This window comes from Ruegeria sp. BHSA163, assembly GCF_059613365.1.
The window spans coordinates 1-15,583 of sequence record NZ_JBXWSJ010000076.1 but is presented as its reverse complement, the minus strand read 5'-3'; the positions used below and the strand labels follow the sequence as shown (position 1 = coordinate 15,583).

Sequence of the window (15,583 nt, the reverse complement as noted above, 5' to 3'; positions counted from 1 at the left end):
GTAGAGAAATCACCGATTATAGACAAAATGCGTGGTGCGTTAGCTAAGCTAACTTCTGCTGCCGCTGGATAGGTTATCGCCACCTAAATGCTGACTTTGCTTACGTGCGCGAGAGCGTTTCGGGCGATTATGATGTGAAAAGACATGATCGCTGCCAAGTAAAATTGTCTGCCAAAGTTATGTCGGTGAACCCAAGTGGACAAAGAGACGCGGCCATTATGTGAAACAAACGGAAACCCGAAAATCCAAATGGCGGTCGTCAAATCCTGCGGTCACCTCGGTTTCATAAGCACGTTCCACTGTAAAATTTCCCAGCTTGTCTCGGGCTTCCGACCCAGTTCTGCTGATGCCGAAAGGGTCTACCAGAACGCTCCGCAAGCGTACCAGCGCTGTCACCCATGCTGGAAAAGCGGTGGTTTTTCCTGCGGCCCTACGAGTTGGCAGTTCGGATGCCACACAAAAGAAGTCCAGACATTTCCAGACTTAAATCGTTCGTGAAGCATACTTTGTGAAGGTAACGGTGACCGTTTGACGTTTTCGTCGAACAGGGAACTATTCTTTGAGCGTTTTCAGGGCATCTTTCAAATCAATTGCTCCATCATAGAGCGCACGGCCGGAAATGGCACCATTCAGACCTGCGCCGCAATCCCGCAGCGCGATGAGGTCAGAAATCGAAGAAACGCCTCCGGACGCGATAACGGGAATTTCCACTGAGTTTGCAAGTTGAGCTGTGGCTTCGATATTCGGGCCCTGCATCGCACCGTCTCGGTTGATGTCTGTGTATATTATCGCCGCCACACCTGCGTCTTCAAAGCTACGGGCCAAGTCCGTAACCTTTACGTTGGTTTCCTCGGCCCAGCCCTTGGTGGCGACAAACCCGTTGCGAGCGTCGATGCCGACAGCGACTTTGCCCGGAAACGCCGCTGCGGCTTCGTGCACCAGTTCGGGGTTCTCGACCGCCGCCGTTCCCAGAATGACCCGGGCCAAACCTTTGTCTATCCAGGTTTCGATCGTGGTCATGTCCCTGATTCCACCCCCTAACTGAGCTGGAACCCCGCAATTCTTCAGGATTTCTTCGACCGGGGCGGCGTTTACCGGTTCGCCCGCAAAGGCGCCGTTCAGGTCAACCAGATGCAGCCATTCACAACCCGCATCGACGAATGCACTGGCCTGTTCTACCGGATCTTCGTTAAACACGGTGGCCTTGTCCATTTCACCGCGCAGCAGTCGAACGGCGTTACCGTCTTTTAGGTCGATAGCGGGGTAGAGGATCATGGTAGGCAGCCCTATATTGAACTTGTTCGCGTGGGATATCGCACATGCTGGGCAGGGGATGCAACGCGACGCTAAGTCAATCTTGCTCATGGGGTTTCAGCAGGCCAGAGTGGCCACAAAACAGGGAGAATATCATGAAGACGTTCAAGCTTGCGGCGGCTTTTGCCGTATTGGCCACTGGTGCATTCGCGGCTGACCCGGTTGATGGATTGTGGAAAACCGCTCCGGGTGACACCGGAGGGTATTTGCACGTATCCATCGCCGAATGCGGCAGCGCTATTTGCGGCACGATCGACACGGCATTCGATGCAGATGGCAACGAGCAACTCGATTATGAAAATCTGGGTAAACAGATCATTTGGGATATGATCCCTGAGGGAGACGGCAGTTACAATGGCGGCAAGATATGGGCGCCGGATCGAGACAAGACATATAATTCGAAAATGTCGCTGGATGGACAAAACAAGCTGACCGTAAAGGGATGCGTTGCCGGAGGCCTTGTCTGCCGCGGGCAGGACTGGACACGGGTTCAATAGCTTTTCACGGAGCCCAAGTCAGAAAGTTGCCAATCATTCGTAAACCTATGTCCTGACTTTTTTCAGGGTGGAACTGCATGCCAATCATAGTGTGTCGGCCGACAACAGCCGTGACCTGCTGGCCATAATCGACGTATGCCAAACGCTGCGCCGGATTGGTAACGCGGAAATGATAGGAATGCACAAAATAGACGTGATCGCCTGAGGTTACCCCCGCAAATACTGGGTGCCCGCTTTCCAGTGTCAGATCGTTCCAGCCCATATGAGGAACTTTCAACGCCGGATCCGAGGGTTCGATTCGTACGACATCGCCTGCGATCCAGCCCAGACCATCCGTTTCACTGTATTCATGACCAGTTGTCGCCATCAATTGCATGCCGACGCATATACCCAGAAATGGTCTACCTTTTTGTTCTACGGCCTCGACCATCGCATCATAGATGCCTTTGTGCCCCCTTAGCTCGGCTGCGCAAGCTGGAAAAGCCCCGTCTCCGGGCAAAACCAAACGGTCTGCTCGTGCAACGACGTCTGCGTCCGAAGTCACGACCACTTCACCAGCGTTTACCTCTTGGGCCATACGCTGGAATGCCTTTTCGGCGGAGTGAAGGTTGCCGCTTTCGTAGTCAATTATAGCTGTCAGCATTCAAAGTGCGCCCTTGGTCGACGGAATCTCATCGGCCTTGCGCGGGTCTGTTTCAACCGCTTCTCGTAACGCGCGCGCAACAGCCTTAAACGCTGCCTCGGCGATGTGGTGACTATTAAATCCGTGCAACTGGTCAATGTGCAGGGTAATGCCGCCGTGGGTGCTGAATGCCTGAAAGAATTCGCGCACCAATTCAGTATCAAACGATCCGATCTTGGGGGTGGGCAAATCGATGTTCCAGATCAGGAAAGGCCGGCCTGATAGATCCAACGCGCATCGTACTTGGGCGTCATCCATCGGTAAGTGGCACGCTCCGTAACGGCGTATCCCCTTCTTATCGCCCAACGCCTGCGTCAACGCCAGACCCAAGGCGATTCCTGTATCTTCGACCGTGTGATGGTCGTCGATGTGATAATCACCCTTGGCTTTTACCGTCATATCGATCAACGAATGGCGCGCCAATTGGTCCAGCATATGGTCGAAAAAACCAACACCGGTTTGGTTTTCATAATCGCCGGTTCCGTCGAGGTTGATTTCGACAGAGATATCCGTCTCGGCTGTACTGCGGCTTATTTTTGCGCTGCGCATGGGCGAGTTCCTTTTACTACAGACGCGCTTATAGACAGGGTTGGCCAGGGTTTCAAAGACCAGCTGCACCAATCACTGCAAACTGTTGCAGGGGATTGCCTATGTAAGCCCACCGTGTCAGCCTGACTTAACAACAATCATCAGGGCCAAATCATGTCCACGTGCGTTTTCATCCAAATCCGCTGTAAACCCGGCACTACCTACAAAGTCGCAGAAGAAATCGCGCTTCGGGAAATTCACTCGGAACTGTACTCGACAAGCGGTGAATATGATTTGCTGTTGAAACTTTACATTCCCGAGAATGAGGATGTTGGCCATTTTATCGACGAAAACCTGTTGGTAATTCCGAATATCGAACGGTCACTGACCACAATGACGTTCAAGGCGTTCTAACCCAATTCGAACGTGGTGACGCCGTAGACACGTTCCAGTTCGATATCAGGTTCGTGATCGGAATACATTCTTGCGGTTTCGAACACTTTTTCCAGGCCTAGTTCTGATGCCAAAGCAAGGGCTGCAGCGTTAGGTTGCGGCATATCGATGAAAATTTCGTGTTCCCGAGGGTCATCAGGAATATCCGTTATAACCGACGCAAGAAGTAGCTGCGCAATCTCGGTATTGTCGGCGAACAAGGGGCCTATTTTGTACCCCGTCTGGCAAGGCCGTAAAGTTACGTACCCTTTCAGAACACCGTTTTCCGTATAGCTACGAGAAACATGACTGGCTGCATTCAACCAGTCCCGCAAAAACAACTCTCGCGAGGCTGGAAAGAGCGCCCGGTCATAACTAAATAGTTCATCCGTCGCACTAGTCAGCTCTGCCAGCTGGGGGGACGACGCTTGCCCAAGCTTGTCCAGAATCTCACGTTTCGTACCCGCGAAACGGTAGTTGTTATAGGCAAAGCGGAATCCTGATTTGCGGTAGTTTTCCTGCTGTTCAACCACGCCATCCAATCCCATGTTTCGCCCCTTGCAATGGGCTAGAGCATGCTGCGCAATCTCAAGGCCGTGGCCGTGGTGGCGAAACTCTGGGCGGACGATGTAGAAACCCAAGAATGCAAATTTGTCATCGTAATTCACGGCGGACACAGAAGAAATCATCTCGCCGTCGAGAAAACCCCCAAGAAACCCATCGGGGTCTGTCGGGTGGAAGCATTCGGCGTCATGTTTGCCTGGGTTCCATCCCTCTCGTCCAGCCCAATCAACTGCGTGCTGAACTTCGGTGAGTTTAAGTGGGCGAATGATGTAATCCGACATTAGACAATTCCGACACAACTTAATCTGAAACCAGAATGGCGCATAGCGGGCGCAAGAACCAGTGTTCAGAATTTGTATCTGGAGCGGGCGAGGCGATTCGAACGCCCGACCCTAACCTTGGCAAGGTTATGCTCTACCCCTGAGCTACGCCCGCGTCAGATACTGTCGATGACCTGTCGGTCTCTCAATGGAGCGGGCGAGGCGATTCGAACGCCCGACCCTAACCTTGGCAAGGTTATGCTCTACCCCTGAGCTACGCCCGCGCCGTTGAGTGAGCCGTGAAGTATTAATTCTGACGCAAAGCTGCAAGGGGAAAAACGCAGAAAGCGAAAAAATCTTTGCGACGGAAACCGCGTTTTCATGCGTTCAAATTGAAAATCTGCGTAGATTATAGCGGGTGGGTCAATCTATGGTGCAGTTCGAGAATGCAAAGATCATGGTGCTGGCAGTGCTTCTTTTTCTGGCAACGACGATCAACTGTTTTGACGGGGAAGGCGTTCTGAGCTTGGACAAATCCTCGACTTTGACCAATCGAAACCATAGCCATAGTGCCGCTATAACGGAATCCGTCGCCCCGCCAATTCTGATCACAGCGCCAGGATAATGTTTGCTACGGCTGAAATCAAAATGGCGGCAAATGTAAGCAGCATTCCGATTTGTCGAAACACAACAATCTGCGGAGTCTTTCCAAAGCCGTACGCGTGCAACACGCGTCCTGCCAGCAAGGTCAGCCCCAGCAGATTGACCAACAAACCGCCGCCGCCTTGCAGTTCGACCATAGCAACGAGCAGAAGTGCATATGGGGCGTATTCAGCGCAATTTGAATGCGTTCGCATCGCCTTGAGCACTGCCTTGTCGCCCCCATCACCGACTGAAACCCGCCCTCGTCGGCGTTGACGGATGACGTTAGCGCTAAGCCAAACGAAAAGAATGGCAATCAATGCGGCGTAAATCGGTGTAATGGCAAGCATGGCAGCTCCAGGGTTTCAAAAAAATGGTCGCGTAATTTAATGCGCGACCACACAAACCTTACGATAAAATTCGGATTAATCCAGTTCGATCAGTAGATCCTTGGCATCAATCTGACCACCGGGTTGAACGTGAACTGATTTTACCACGGCGTCGCGTTCCGCGTGGATGCCGGTCTCCATCTTCATGGCCTCGATGGTTAGCAGCAGGTCGCCTTCTTTGACTTCTTGTCCTGGATTTACGGCAACTGTGGCAACAACACCCGGCATCGGAGCGCCAATATGATTGGCATTGCCAAGCTCAGCCTTCGGACGCTGTGCAGTAGTTGCTTTCACCAACCGGTTAGGTACCCGAACGACGCGGGGTTGCCCGTTGAGCTCGAAGAACACCCGGACTTCGCCATTTTCATCCGTCTCACCGATTGCCTGACAGCGGATTTCCAATGTTTTGCCCGGGTCGATTTCGGCCGTGATTTCCTCACCCGGCTCCATTCCATAAAAGAACGTGCGCGTCGGCAGCGTGCGAACTGGGCCATAGCTGCGATGGCGACCCATGTAATCCAAAAACACTTTTGGATACATCAAATAGCCATTCAGGTCTTCGTCATCGACCTCCATTCCTTCCAATTGCTTTGAAAGATCAGCCCGCGTCGCTTCAAGATCAATGGCTTCGACATGCTTTCCCGGTCTTTCAGTATTCGGAGCCTCATCCTTCAGCACCTTCTTGACGATTATGTCCGGGAACCCGTTGGGAGGCTGGCCCAGATTACCGCGCATCATGTCCACCACAGATTCGGGGAAGGCCACGTCCGTCTCAGGATCCTCCACCTGCGCCCGTGTCAGGCCTTGACTGACCATCATCAGCGCCATGTCACCGACGACCTTGGAAGACGGTGTTACCTTGACGATATCGCCGAACATCCGGTTCACGTCGGCATACATGCTGGCGACTTCGTGCCAACGTTCCTCAAGCCCCAAGGACCGGGCTTGCGCCTTGAGGTTGGTGAACTGACCGCCTGGCATCTCGTGCAGATAGACCTCTGATGCAGGTGCCTGAAGCCCTGATTCAAAGGCTGCATATTGACCGCGAACCGCTTCAAAGTAGTCGCTGATTTCGCGGATGGCTTTGATGTCCAACCCAGTGTCACGATCAGTATGACGCAAGGCTTCTACCACTGTGCCTAAAGTCGCCTGAGACGTATTGCCCGAGAAGCTGTCCATCGCACAGTCCACTGCGTCTACGCCGGCTTCGGATGCCGCTAATATGGTCGCGCTTGCGATTCCGGCGGTATCGTGAGTATGAAAATGGATTGGTAGGCCAACTTCTTCTTTTAACGCGCGTATCAATACTCGTGCCGCAGCAGGTTTCAGAAGGCCAGCCATGTCTTTTAAGCCTAAAACATGCGCACCGGCGTCGCGAAGCGCTTGCGCCATTCCAACATAATACTTCAGGTCGTATTTGGCCCTGCCCGGGTCTAGTATGTCCCCAGTGTAACAAACTGTGCCTTCGCAAATTTTTCCATTTTCAACGACGGCATCCATCGCCACACGCATGTTTTCAACCCAGTTCAGCGAGTCAAACACACGAAATACATCGATGTTTTGCGACGCCTGACGCACAAACTCCTGCACTACATTGTCCGGGTAGTTCGTGTAGCCAACACCGTTAGCGCCGCGCAGTAGCATCTGGGTCATCAGGTTTGGCATTGCCTCACGCAGGTCACGAAGCCGCTGCCAAGGGCATTCCTGTAGGAACCTGTAGGCCACATCGAAAGTCGCGCCACCCCAACATTCGACCGAGAACAGCTGTGGCAAATTCGCTGCGTAGCTAGGTGCGACCTTGATCATGTCGATCGAGCGCATCCGAGTCGCGAGCAACGACTGGTGTCCGTCGCGCATAGTTGTATCAGTGATCAGAAGCTGCCGTTGGGCTTTCATCCAATCCGCGACGGCCTGAGGGCCTTTCTGTTCCAACAGGTTGCGGGTGCCCATCTGAGGCTCGGCCTTAGCAGCAGGAGGTTTCGCTTCTTTCAGATCGGCTCGTGGACGCGGACGATCCTTCGTTTCTGGGTGACCGTTTACCGTAATGTCCGCGATATAGTTCAGAACTTTGGTGCCCCGATCACGACGTTTTTTGAATTGGAACAGGTCCGGCGTTTCGTCAATAAATTTCGTTGTGTATTTGTTCGACAAAAAGGTTGGATGCTTCAGTAGGTTTTCGACAAAAGCAATATTTGTACTTACACCGCGCACACGAAACTCACGCAGGGCGCGATCCATCCGGGCAATGGCCTTTTCCGGCGTGGGGGCCCAGGCAGTCACCTTTGTCAGCAGCGAATCGTAGTATCGCGTGATCACGCCACCTGCATAAGCCGTGCCGCCGTCCAAACGAATGCCCATGCCTGTAGCTGACCTATAGGCGGTGATGCGACCGTAGTCTGGGATGAAGTTGTTCAGCGGGTCCTCGGTCGTGACGCGCGTTTGCAACGCATGGCCGTTCAGGCGTATCTCTTTTTGACTTTCCTTGCCGGTTGCTTCTGCCAGGGATTTGCCCTCGGCAATCAGTATTTGCGCCTGAACGATGTCAATTCCGGTGACCTCTTCGGTGACGGTGTGTTCAACCTGCACACGGGGGTTCACTTCGATGAAATAGAACTTGCCGGATTCCATATCCATGAGGAATTCGACAGTGCCAGCGCATTCATAGTTCACGTGGGCGCAAATGCGACGGCCCAGTTCGCAGATCTCTGCGCGCTGTGCTTCACTGAGGTACGGGGCAGGGGCGCGTTCAACGACTTTTTGATTGCGGCGCTGGACCGAGCAATCACGTTCGAAAAGGTGATAGATCTGTCCATGCTTGTCTCCGAGAATCTGAACCTCGACGTGACGTGCGCGGGTGATCATTTTTTCCAGATACCCTTCACCATTGCCAAAGGCCGCTTCTGCCTCGCGTCGACCTTCAAGCACCTTCTCCTCAAGCTCATCTTCCGATAGTATCGGGCGCATCCCGCGTCCGCCGCCACCCCAAGAAGCTTTGAGCATTAGCGGGTAACCAATTTCGGCTGCTTCTTTTCGGATTGCATCCATGTCATCGCCCAGCACTTCGGTGGCTGGAATTACAGGCACATCGGCAGAGATCGCGACTTTGCGGGCGCTTGCTTTGTCTCCAAGGGCACGCATCGTTTCAGCCCTTGGCCCGATGAAGGTAATGCCGTTCTGTACGCAGGCGTCTACAAAATCGGGGTTCTCGGATAGCAGACCGTAACCTGGATGGATCGCGTCTGCGCCGCAGGCCTTCGCCACACGAATGATCTCGTCAATCGACAAATACGCCGCGACAGGTCCAAGCCCTTCGCCAATGCGGTAAGCTTCATCCGCTTTGAAGCGGTGCAAGCCCAGCTTGTCTTCTTCGGCAAAGACAGCGACGGTTCGTTTGCCCATCTCATTCGCGGCGCGCATAACGCGAATTGCAATCTCGCCGCGATTGGCGATCAGGATTTTCTTGAAGTCGGTCATTTCAGGTTCCGGTCTGTATTGGTCTGGCCGTGTTCATAGGCGGACAATATGCGCTCGTATATCAGTCGTTCTGGGTAGAACCGGCATGTTAACGCTCGCAAACGCCTATGCTTGCGTTAGCACATTACACGCGCTGCACCGCAGCATCAATCGCCAAGGCAGACAGGTTAGCAGCTTATGGACTTCGGGATCATTCGACCCGACTCATTTGGTGGACTTTCACCCAGGCGTTTGTCGGGCCGAATGCAGTCATTTTTGACCGAAGTTGCTTAACTCAAGCCACTGAAACAGGCTTAACAACTTTGGCAGAGTGCGTGGCAACAGCGTCTTTGCCACTTAGTCTCAAAGCAGGCAGCGGTGTGTGACTGGCGACCTGAACCTGATTGCGGCCCTTGTCCTTGGCGCTGTACAAGGCGTCATCAGCGGCCCTCATCAGATCCTGAGGCATGGTGCCGTGCGCCGGATAGTGCGCGACGCCAACTGAGATAGTGATACGAGGCAACGATTTCTCACCATAGCGTACAGTAACGGCCTCGACTGCCTGTCGCAGCTGTTCAGCGCGCATTACCGCTTCGTCAGGCGTATTGTCCGGCAGGATCAACATGAATTCTTCGCCCCCGATGCGGCAGGCAACTTCGTCGCGGTCACAGCCCTGTTCCAGCGCTGCACCCACCGCACGCAACACCATGTCACCCGCATCATGACCATGCGTGTCATTGAACTTTTTGAAATGATCCACGTCTACGGCAATCAAACTTAGGGCTGATCCAGTCTGCTGGCTTCGACTGATTGATTTGCGCAAAGTTTCAGTCATATGACGACGGTTAAACAATCCGGTCAGGGGGTCGCGAACTGACTGGTCATGCAATTGGTCACGCATCCGTACATTGGCGATGGCCATACTGATTTGTTCCGCGCACAGCTGGGCCAGTTTTTTGCTGGCATGAAACTCCTCGCCAGCGCCTTCGTGCGCGCGCAGATGCAAAAGCCCCACGGTTTCCCCGTGCGCGAGGATGGGAAAACAGAAATAGGGCCGCCCGTCGTGCGGTTCGGCATGTTCACATACAAAGTCAATTTCCGAGGACCCGAACTCATAGGTGCGACCGCGGCGCAAACCCCAACAACCTTCGGGGTGAATGTGCGCCTTGTGGGTGCCGTCGTTCCAACTGGCGCATCCATCCAAAACATCGCGAGAGTTCGAGTAGACGTAAACGCTGCCTTCAGCGTCAGGAAGGATGTGGGTCATGAAGCGCGAAACCATGTCGAATAATTCTTCGAGCGAACGGCTGGATTGCAGCCATTCGTTCAATTCGCCAAGCAGCCTGACCTCGCGGGCCAGCCGCAATTGCTCATCCATCAGTTCGCGTTCCTTCGCGGATTGTTTGCGCAAGGACTGCACTTGAAGTCGGTTGGTCCGGTACGAAACGAGCGTCACGCAAACTAGCGCCATCAAGGCAATTCCACTCAAAATAGTTAGTGAAATTCTCAGTCGAGAAATGAAAGTTGTACGAAGGTCCGATATGTCGGTGAAAAACTGAATTGCACCCAAAAAACGTCCATTTTTTGTGACCGGCATAAAGATTTCAGCCACTTGGTGATGGACGGCGTTTTGAATGTTGTCTGAGTGCAGGTCCAGGCCATCGATTTCTGAAAGGGGAATGGCTTCCTGAAAATAGTAACTCATTCCTCTGGCCACGTCATTGCGAAAGAATGCGCGTTCTTCATAGTTGCCGATTTCATCCGGTCGTGTGGACCAAACAACGCGTCCCGACGTGTTTAAAAGTTTGAACCGATAGACATCCGAAGCCTCCGGCATCGAAGACAAGAACTCTGCATCTCGTGGGCCGACATAACCTGTCCGCAAAGCTCTTTCTGGATCGTCGAGATGCAAGGAAACTCTGCGTTTCCACAATTCAGCTTGTTTTAGAATGTCCGTTTGCAACATACGGTCGACCACCGGCGCAGGGAGTTTGTATACTCCCCAGCCAGCAGAAATGGTCAAAGCTATCAGCAATGCCGAAATACCGATCCATTTCAGCCGATGACTCATGTTCCCCGGCTCAGATATTTTCATGATCACGTGCTCCCACAACAGTTGAGCAAGCATCCGGGCCAAACTTTTACAGAAAGTTAACGAATCAAATTGGCTACGAAGTCTTTGTTTAGAATTGAACATAGAAAAAGAGTGCATAAACTTGCGAACAAGCCGTGAACAAACTCTTCCCCTGGTCTCTCTTAAAGCGTAGTTTGGACTTATGAGCAGTTTTGACGAAACAGACGCCTTTGAGGGCGCGTCGCTTTCGGCGAGGGCGATGCCCGCGATGTCAGCGGATTATCTTAACGACCTCAATCCGGCGCAGCGCGAAGCGGTTGAGCGGCTGGAAGGTCCTGTGCTGATGCTGGCCGGTGCAGGAACTGGTAAGACCAAGGCGCTTACGGCACGCATTGCCCATCTGCTAAGAACGCACAGGGTGCGAGAGAATGAAATCTTGGCAGTGACTTTCACTAACAAGGCGGCACGAGAGATGAAGGATAGGGTTGGGCGAATGCTTGGCCGGCCAGCCGAGGGAATGCCTTGGCTTGGTACGTTCCATTCCATCTGCGTGAAACTCCTCCGCCACCACGCAGAACTAGTGGACCTAAAGTCAAATTTCTCGATTTTGGATACGGATGATCAACTGCGCCTGCTAAAGCAGTTGGTTCAGGCAGCTAATATTGATGACAAGCGCTGGCCTGCCAGGATGCTGTCAGGCATCATCGACGATTGGAAAAACCGGGCGCTGACCCCTGACAAAGTGCCCGCTGTGGATGCTGGCGCATTTAATGGCAAAGGTATTGAACTTTACGCGCAATACCAGACCCGCTTGAGAGAGCTGAACGCGGTGGATTTTGGCGACCTGCTGCTTCATATGGTAACGATCTTTCAAGCTCATTCGGATGTACTGGAGCAATATCAGCGCTGGTTTCGCTTCATTCTCGTCGATGAGTACCAGGACACCAATGTCGCCCAGTACCTATGGCTGCGCCTGCTGGCCGGAGGGCACAAGAATATTTGTTGCGTGGGTGACGATGACCAGTCAATTTACGGATGGCGCGGCGCAGAGGTGGGAAACATCCTTCGGTTCGAGAAGGACTTTCCGGGCGCTTACGTGGTGCGTTTGGAACAGAATTACCGGTCGACTCCACATATTTTGGCGGCCGCGTCCAATATAATTCGCGGCAATGAAAACAGGCTCGGTAAAGAACTGTGGACGGACGCAGAAGAGGGCGAGAAAGTTCGGCTTATCGGCCATTGGGATGGCGAAGAAGAGGCGCGTTGGATCGGCGAAGAGATCGATGCGATGCAAGGCGGTACCCGCGGCGTTCGCCCTATGGGGCTTGATGAAATCGCCATACTCGTCCGCGCCAGCCACCAAATGCGTGCGTTCGAAGACCGATTTCTTACAATTGGTCTACCCTACAAGGTGATCGGCGGCCCCCGGTTCTACGAAAGAATGGAGATTCGCGATGCCATGGCGTATTTCCGGCTGGTCGTCAGTCCCGAAGATGATCTGGCCTTTGAACGCATCGTGAATACACCAAAACGCGGTTTGGGCGACAAAGCGCAGCAAACTATACAGCGGTCAGCACGCGAAAACGGCGTGTCACTGGTCGAAGGCGCACGGATAGCGGTTGAGAATGGCCTGATTAAGGGTAAAGGCGCTGTAGCTTTGCGGCAATTGGTCGACGGTCTGGCGCGATGGAATGCCCTGACTCGGGGCCCAAGGATTGAGATCGACGACGAGTCGGTAATCGATGACGGTTTTTCCCCCGTGCGATATGGTGAGCCGGAGCATTCTCATATCGAACTTGCACAAATCATTCTGGATGAATCTGGCTATACCGGCCACTGGCAGAACGACAAGACACCAGAAGCGCCCGGGCGGTTGGAAAACCTGAAAGAACTTGTCAACCAACTGGACAACTTCGAAAATCTGCAAGGGTTTCTGGAACATGTCAGCCTCGTTATGGACAATGAACAGGAATCTGACGGGGCCAAGGTGTCTATAATGACGTTGCACGCGGCCAAAGGGTTGGAATTTCCTGCCGTATTCTTGCCAGGGTGGGAGGATGGTTTGTTCCCATCGCAACGGTCGATGGATGAAACGGGCGTCAAAGGTCTCGAAGAAGAGCGTCGCCTGGCCTATGTCGGAATCACCCGTGCAGAAGAAGTCTGCACGATTTCCTTTGCCGCCAACCGAAGGGTGTTTGGTCAATGGCAAAATTCTATGCCGTCTCGTTTCATTGACGAATTGCCTGCGGATCACGTGGAGGTGCTTACGCCTCCGGGCCTTTATGGTGGTGGGCAGGCGACCGCCAGTATCGAAACCCGCGCGGCAGAGGCAAATGTATATAACTCACCCGGTTGGAAGCGTATGCAGGCGCGGCAAGGACAGTATGGGACTTCTCAACCCCGTGAGAGTCGCAACACAGTGATAGACGCCACGGCAGTGGCCAGTTTCACTCTGAGCGAGCGGGTATTTCATCAAAAATTCGGCTATGGCGCGGTGATCGGCATAGAAGGCGATAAGGTCGAAGTCGATTTCGACAAGGCTGGTATTAAGAAAGTGGTGTCCCGTTTCCTGTCATCCAAGGACGATGTTCCGTTCTGACACGCTAAAGACCTTCGACCAGAACCATGTTTGTTGTCGCTGTCTGGTGTCGGATTCTCGCTAGTTCGAGATAGTCCGGATCGTTTTTCCACGCATTTGCGGCGTCAAGCGTCGGGAATTCCATTAATACAATTCCATTTTCAACCCATGTGCCCTCAATCACTTCGACGGGCCTGGAGGACACCGTAAGCAAACGACCTCCATGCCGGTCAAAGATAGGCATAAAGCCCTCAAGATATTTTTGGTACCCATCTGGATCGTGGATTGAAATCTGCGCAATAAAATAGGCGGCCATTGGAAACTCCTGACGCTCCGGTTCCACCTCAGTTTTACGTTCATTCGCAAAAAAAGAAAAACGGCGGTTCCCAGGGAGGAGAAGGGGAACCGCCGTTCTTTTCTACATCAAGGCAGGGAGGAGAAGCGCCCGATGCATCCAAACCCGGGTTTAACCCCGGAATGAGTAAGACGCGGCGACGTAAGGGAGGAGAAGAACGTCGCCGCGCGCTTTCAACATCGAGACAGGGAGGAGGAAGTCCCGATGCATTCATTTCCGGCGTACGAAACCGGTATAAATTGCGGCAACGTCAGGGAGGAGGAAGACGTTGCCGCTGAAATACAGGTCCAAAGGGAGGAGAAGGACCTGATCTCGGTATTCTTGTGCGCCTATCGCGCTGTGTTTTCTTCGGCGGCCTGCATTGCCACCCGGCGGATCATCGAACGATTCAGGCCTAAGTCGGCCAGTTCGCGGTTCGACAGCGCCGACAATTCATTGACCGTTTGCCGATACACGCGATACCGCCGAAAACGGATTTTTACTGTTTCGTATAATGGGGCAAACCCGATATCCGGGTTCCCTTTGAATTCAGTCTGTGTATTCGCAACTGCCATGGTTTTGATCCGATATTTTAGTCGCTACCGAGGTGTCCCGGCGCTCGCTTTAGATTGAAGATAGGCGATTGCTGCGAATGCACAATAGATGCCGTAGTCAATGCTGCTATGCAGCAAATGCATGGATTGGTTCAGAAATTTCGAAGTTGCGTAAATTTGCCTTTAAAACATAGGTTTTTTCACCGCATGGCCGTCAAGTCCATCTTGGGGTTGCCATGCGTCAATTTTTGGTTGCCTGACATTTAGGCGCATTCGGTTGCAAGTTGAGCACGAAAAAGGTCGAAGCAAGCTTTGTATCGCCAATACCTTCCATCAAATAAACGAGCAACTTCCGTTTCAGCCACATCATTGGGAAATCATGGGTCAAGTTGGCGGTCGCCTTCCAAAGACCCGAGCCTTTATCGATTCGGAGAGAATTTATAGTGCTTTCGGAGGCGTAGTTGGTCAAATTTTGGGAAAAAGAGAAAATTTTTGGGAAATCATGGGAGTAATCAAGGTTGGCATATATTGCGTATTAAGTGCATTTAAAGTCTAATTGTGGTGTGAGTAGGTTATGTTGTTGTTGAATTTTGGTATACACCGCACGCTATTCACTCGACAGCTTGCAATTTTTGTGTTGATTTCCATGATTTCCCATGTCATCCCTTATGCATCCGATGAGGACGAGGCAGTAAGGGGCGCTAAACGACCCCAAACCAAGAATTCAACGTAGGTTTCATACAGGCATCTCGCTTTCATCACACAAGAGATCCGGCGCGCGGGCGAGCAGACATCCCCCCAGGTGGCGCGCGCAGCTGGACATCCCGCAAAGCGGGTCAATGCGGCGGGTTGATCGGTGGCAGCAGATCAACCCGCCGTTTTACATCAGGGGGGACGTGAAATTCGAGGTGGGGCGCAAGCGAAAGGGACAGTCGTCTTGGCGCGCAGGTTTAGAGGTGAAAGCCACCACAAGGTGGATACGAAGGGGCGGGTATCGATTCCGGCCTCGTTTCGCCGTGTGCTTGAATCGTCCGACCCTAACTGGCAACCGGGAGACAACCCAGAGCTGGTGATTGTATACGGCGATCATCGCCGAAAATATCTCGAATGTTACACGATGGAGGCAATTGACGAAGTCGATGCCAAGATAGACGCTTTGCCGCGTGGATCAGTGCAACGCAAGATGTTGCAGCGCATGTTCCATGGTCAGTCTTTTCCAACCAACGTGGACGAAACCGGACGGTTGGTCTTGCCTGTGAAGCTGCGCAACAAAATTGACCTG

15 protein-coding genes and 2 tRNA genes are annotated in these 15,583 nt (G+C 52.9%); 5 read left to right on the top strand and 12 right to left on the bottom strand.

Annotated features, from left to right (window positions below):
- Positions 1 to 216 precede the first annotated feature (216 nt).
- Both AC2FNV_RS21700 and hisA read right to left on the bottom strand, forming a co-directional pair.
- Positions 217 to 456 (bottom strand): DUF2867 domain-containing protein, encoded by a 240-nt coding sequence (locus AC2FNV_RS21700; protein ID WP_496774486.1) that lies wholly within the window; start codon positions 454 to 456, stop codon positions 217 to 219.
- 96 nt (positions 457 to 552) lie between these two features.
- Positions 553 to 1,275: a 1-(5-phosphoribosyl)-5-[(5-phosphoribosylamino)methylideneamino]imidazole-4-carboxamide isomerase gene (gene hisA, locus AC2FNV_RS21695; protein WP_170608113.1), complete on the bottom strand. Its 723-nt coding sequence runs from the start codon at positions 1,273 to 1,275 to the stop codon at positions 553 to 555.
- Positions 1,276 to 1,409: 134 nt separating this feature from the next.
- Between hisA and AC2FNV_RS21690 the strand changes: the two genes are divergently transcribed.
- Positions 1,410 to 1,811: a DUF2147 domain-containing protein gene (locus AC2FNV_RS21690; RefSeq protein WP_170478803.1), complete on the top strand. Its 402-nt coding sequence runs from the start codon at positions 1,410 to 1,412 to the stop codon at positions 1,809 to 1,811.
- A gap of 4 nt (positions 1,812 to 1,815) precedes the next feature.
- On the opposite strand, the gene hisH is transcribed toward AC2FNV_RS21690, so the two are convergent.
- On the bottom strand, positions 1,816 to 2,454 hold the full coding sequence (gene hisH, locus AC2FNV_RS21685) for an imidazole glycerol phosphate synthase subunit HisH (RefSeq protein WP_496774484.1): 639 nt from the start codon (positions 2,452 to 2,454) through the stop codon (positions 1,816 to 1,818).
- Positions 2,455 to 3,042 (bottom strand): imidazoleglycerol-phosphate dehydratase HisB, encoded by a 588-nt coding sequence (hisB, locus tag AC2FNV_RS21680; protein ID WP_170608111.1) that lies wholly within the window; start codon positions 3,040 to 3,042, stop codon positions 2,455 to 2,457.
- A gap of 153 nt (positions 3,043 to 3,195) precedes the next feature.
- Here hisB and AC2FNV_RS21675 point away from each other — a divergent pair, with 153 nt between their 5' ends.
- Positions 3,196 to 3,435 (top strand): Lrp/AsnC family transcriptional regulator, encoded by a 240-nt coding sequence (locus AC2FNV_RS21675; RefSeq protein WP_170608109.1) that lies wholly within the window; start codon positions 3,196 to 3,198, stop codon positions 3,433 to 3,435.
- Here the strand turns inward: AC2FNV_RS21675 and AC2FNV_RS21670 are convergent.
- From AC2FNV_RS21670 to AC2FNV_RS21645, 6 genes are all read right to left on the bottom strand, one after another.
- Positions 3,432 to 4,298, bottom strand: coding sequence for a GNAT family N-acetyltransferase (locus AC2FNV_RS21670; protein WP_170608108.1), 867 nt, complete (start codon positions 4,296 to 4,298; stop codon positions 3,432 to 3,434). The two genes, AC2FNV_RS21675 and AC2FNV_RS21670, sit on opposite strands and share 4 nt — an antisense overlap.
- A gap of 79 nt (positions 4,299 to 4,377) precedes the next feature.
- Positions 4,378 to 4,452, bottom strand: a tRNA-Gly gene (locus AC2FNV_RS21665).
- Positions 4,453 to 4,486: 34 nt separating this feature from the next.
- Positions 4,487 to 4,561: transfer RNA gene (locus tag AC2FNV_RS21660), tRNA-Gly, on the bottom strand.
- Positions 4,562 to 4,885: 324 nt separating this feature from the next.
- On the bottom strand, positions 4,886 to 5,269 hold the full coding sequence (locus AC2FNV_RS21655; RefSeq protein ID WP_170608106.1) for an MAPEG family protein: 384 nt from the start codon (positions 5,267 to 5,269) through the stop codon (positions 4,886 to 4,888).
- A gap of 75 nt (positions 5,270 to 5,344) precedes the next feature.
- A complete protein-coding gene (locus tag AC2FNV_RS21650; RefSeq protein ID WP_496774482.1) occupies positions 5,345 to 8,782 on the bottom strand; it encodes a pyruvate carboxylase in 3,438 nt (1,145 codons plus the stop codon).
- A gap of 274 nt (positions 8,783 to 9,056) precedes the next feature.
- Entirely contained in the window at positions 9,057 to 10,856 is a 1,800-nt protein-coding gene (locus tag AC2FNV_RS21645) for a sensor domain-containing diguanylate cyclase (RefSeq protein ID WP_170608102.1), read from the bottom strand.
- Between the two features lie 181 nt (positions 10,857 to 11,037).
- Here AC2FNV_RS21645 and AC2FNV_RS21640 point away from each other — a divergent pair, with 181 nt between their 5' ends.
- Complete coding sequence (locus AC2FNV_RS21640) at positions 11,038 to 13,434, top strand: ATP-dependent helicase (protein WP_496774480.1); 2,397 nt, start codon at positions 11,038 to 11,040, stop codon at positions 13,432 to 13,434.
- Positions 13,435 to 13,438: 4 nt separating this feature from the next.
- On the opposite strand, the gene AC2FNV_RS21635 is transcribed toward AC2FNV_RS21640, so the two are convergent.
- Positions 13,439 to 13,729, bottom strand: coding sequence for a DUF1330 domain-containing protein (locus tag AC2FNV_RS21635; protein ID WP_170608099.1), 291 nt, complete (start codon positions 13,727 to 13,729; stop codon positions 13,439 to 13,441).
- A gap of 368 nt (positions 13,730 to 14,097) precedes the next feature.
- The gene (locus AC2FNV_RS21630; RefSeq protein ID WP_170478821.1) at positions 14,098 to 14,322 is read right to left on the bottom strand and encodes a DUF1127 domain-containing protein; all 225 of its coding nucleotides are present in this window, start codon (positions 14,320 to 14,322) and stop codon (positions 14,098 to 14,100) included.
- Positions 14,323 to 14,578: 256 nt separating this feature from the next.
- On the opposite strand from AC2FNV_RS21630, the gene AC2FNV_RS21625 reads away from it, so the two are divergent.
- On the top strand, positions 14,579 to 14,857 hold the full coding sequence (locus AC2FNV_RS21625; RefSeq protein ID WP_170608097.1) for a hypothetical protein: 279 nt from the start codon (positions 14,579 to 14,581) through the stop codon (positions 14,855 to 14,857).
- Positions 14,858 to 15,238: 381 nt separating this feature from the next.
- Positions 15,239 to 15,583: division/cell wall cluster transcriptional repressor MraZ (gene mraZ, locus AC2FNV_RS21620; RefSeq protein WP_496774476.1), on the top strand; the 345-nt coding region annotated here is incomplete at its 3' end.

Bases quoted from the DNA above. Each gene is read 5' to 3' on its own strand.
- AC2FNV_RS21670 (WP_170608108.1), bottom strand. From the start codon at position 4,298: ATGTCGGATTACATCATTCGCCCACTTAAACTCACCGAAGTTCAGCAC.
- AC2FNV_RS21630 (WP_170478821.1), bottom strand. From the start codon at position 14,322: ATGGCAGTTGCGAATACACAGACTGAATTCAAAGGGAACCCGGATATC.
- AC2FNV_RS21645 (WP_170608102.1), bottom strand. From the start codon at position 10,856: ATGAAAATATCTGAGCCGGGGAACATGAGTCATCGGCTGAAATGGATC.
- AC2FNV_RS21635 (WP_170608099.1), bottom strand. From the start codon at position 13,729: ATGGCCGCCTATTTTATTGCGCAGATTTCAATCCACGATCCAGATGGG.
- AC2FNV_RS21690 (WP_170478803.1), top strand. From the start codon at position 1,410: ATGAAGACGTTCAAGCTTGCGGCGGCTTTTGCCGTATTGGCCACTGGT.
- AC2FNV_RS21675 (WP_170608109.1), top strand. From the start codon at position 3,196: ATGTCCACGTGCGTTTTCATCCAAATCCGCTGTAAACCCGGCACTACC.
- AC2FNV_RS21640 (WP_496774480.1), top strand. From the start codon at position 11,038: ATGAGCAGTTTTGACGAAACAGACGCCTTTGAGGGCGCGTCGCTTTCG.
- AC2FNV_RS21650 (WP_496774482.1), bottom strand. From the start codon at position 8,782: ATGACCGACTTCAAGAAAATCCTGATCGCCAATCGCGGCGAGATTGCA.
- hisB (WP_170608111.1), bottom strand. From the start codon at position 3,042: ATGCGCAGCGCAAAAATAAGCCGCAGTACAGCCGAGACGGATATCTCT.
- AC2FNV_RS21655 (WP_170608106.1), bottom strand. From the start codon at position 5,269: ATGCTTGCCATTACACCGATTTACGCCGCATTGATTGCCATTCTTTTC.
- hisH (WP_496774484.1), bottom strand. From the start codon at position 2,454: ATGCTGACAGCTATAATTGACTACGAAAGCGGCAACCTTCACTCCGCC.
- hisA (WP_170608113.1), bottom strand. From the start codon at position 1,275: ATGATCCTCTACCCCGCTATCGACCTAAAAGACGGTAACGCCGTTCGA.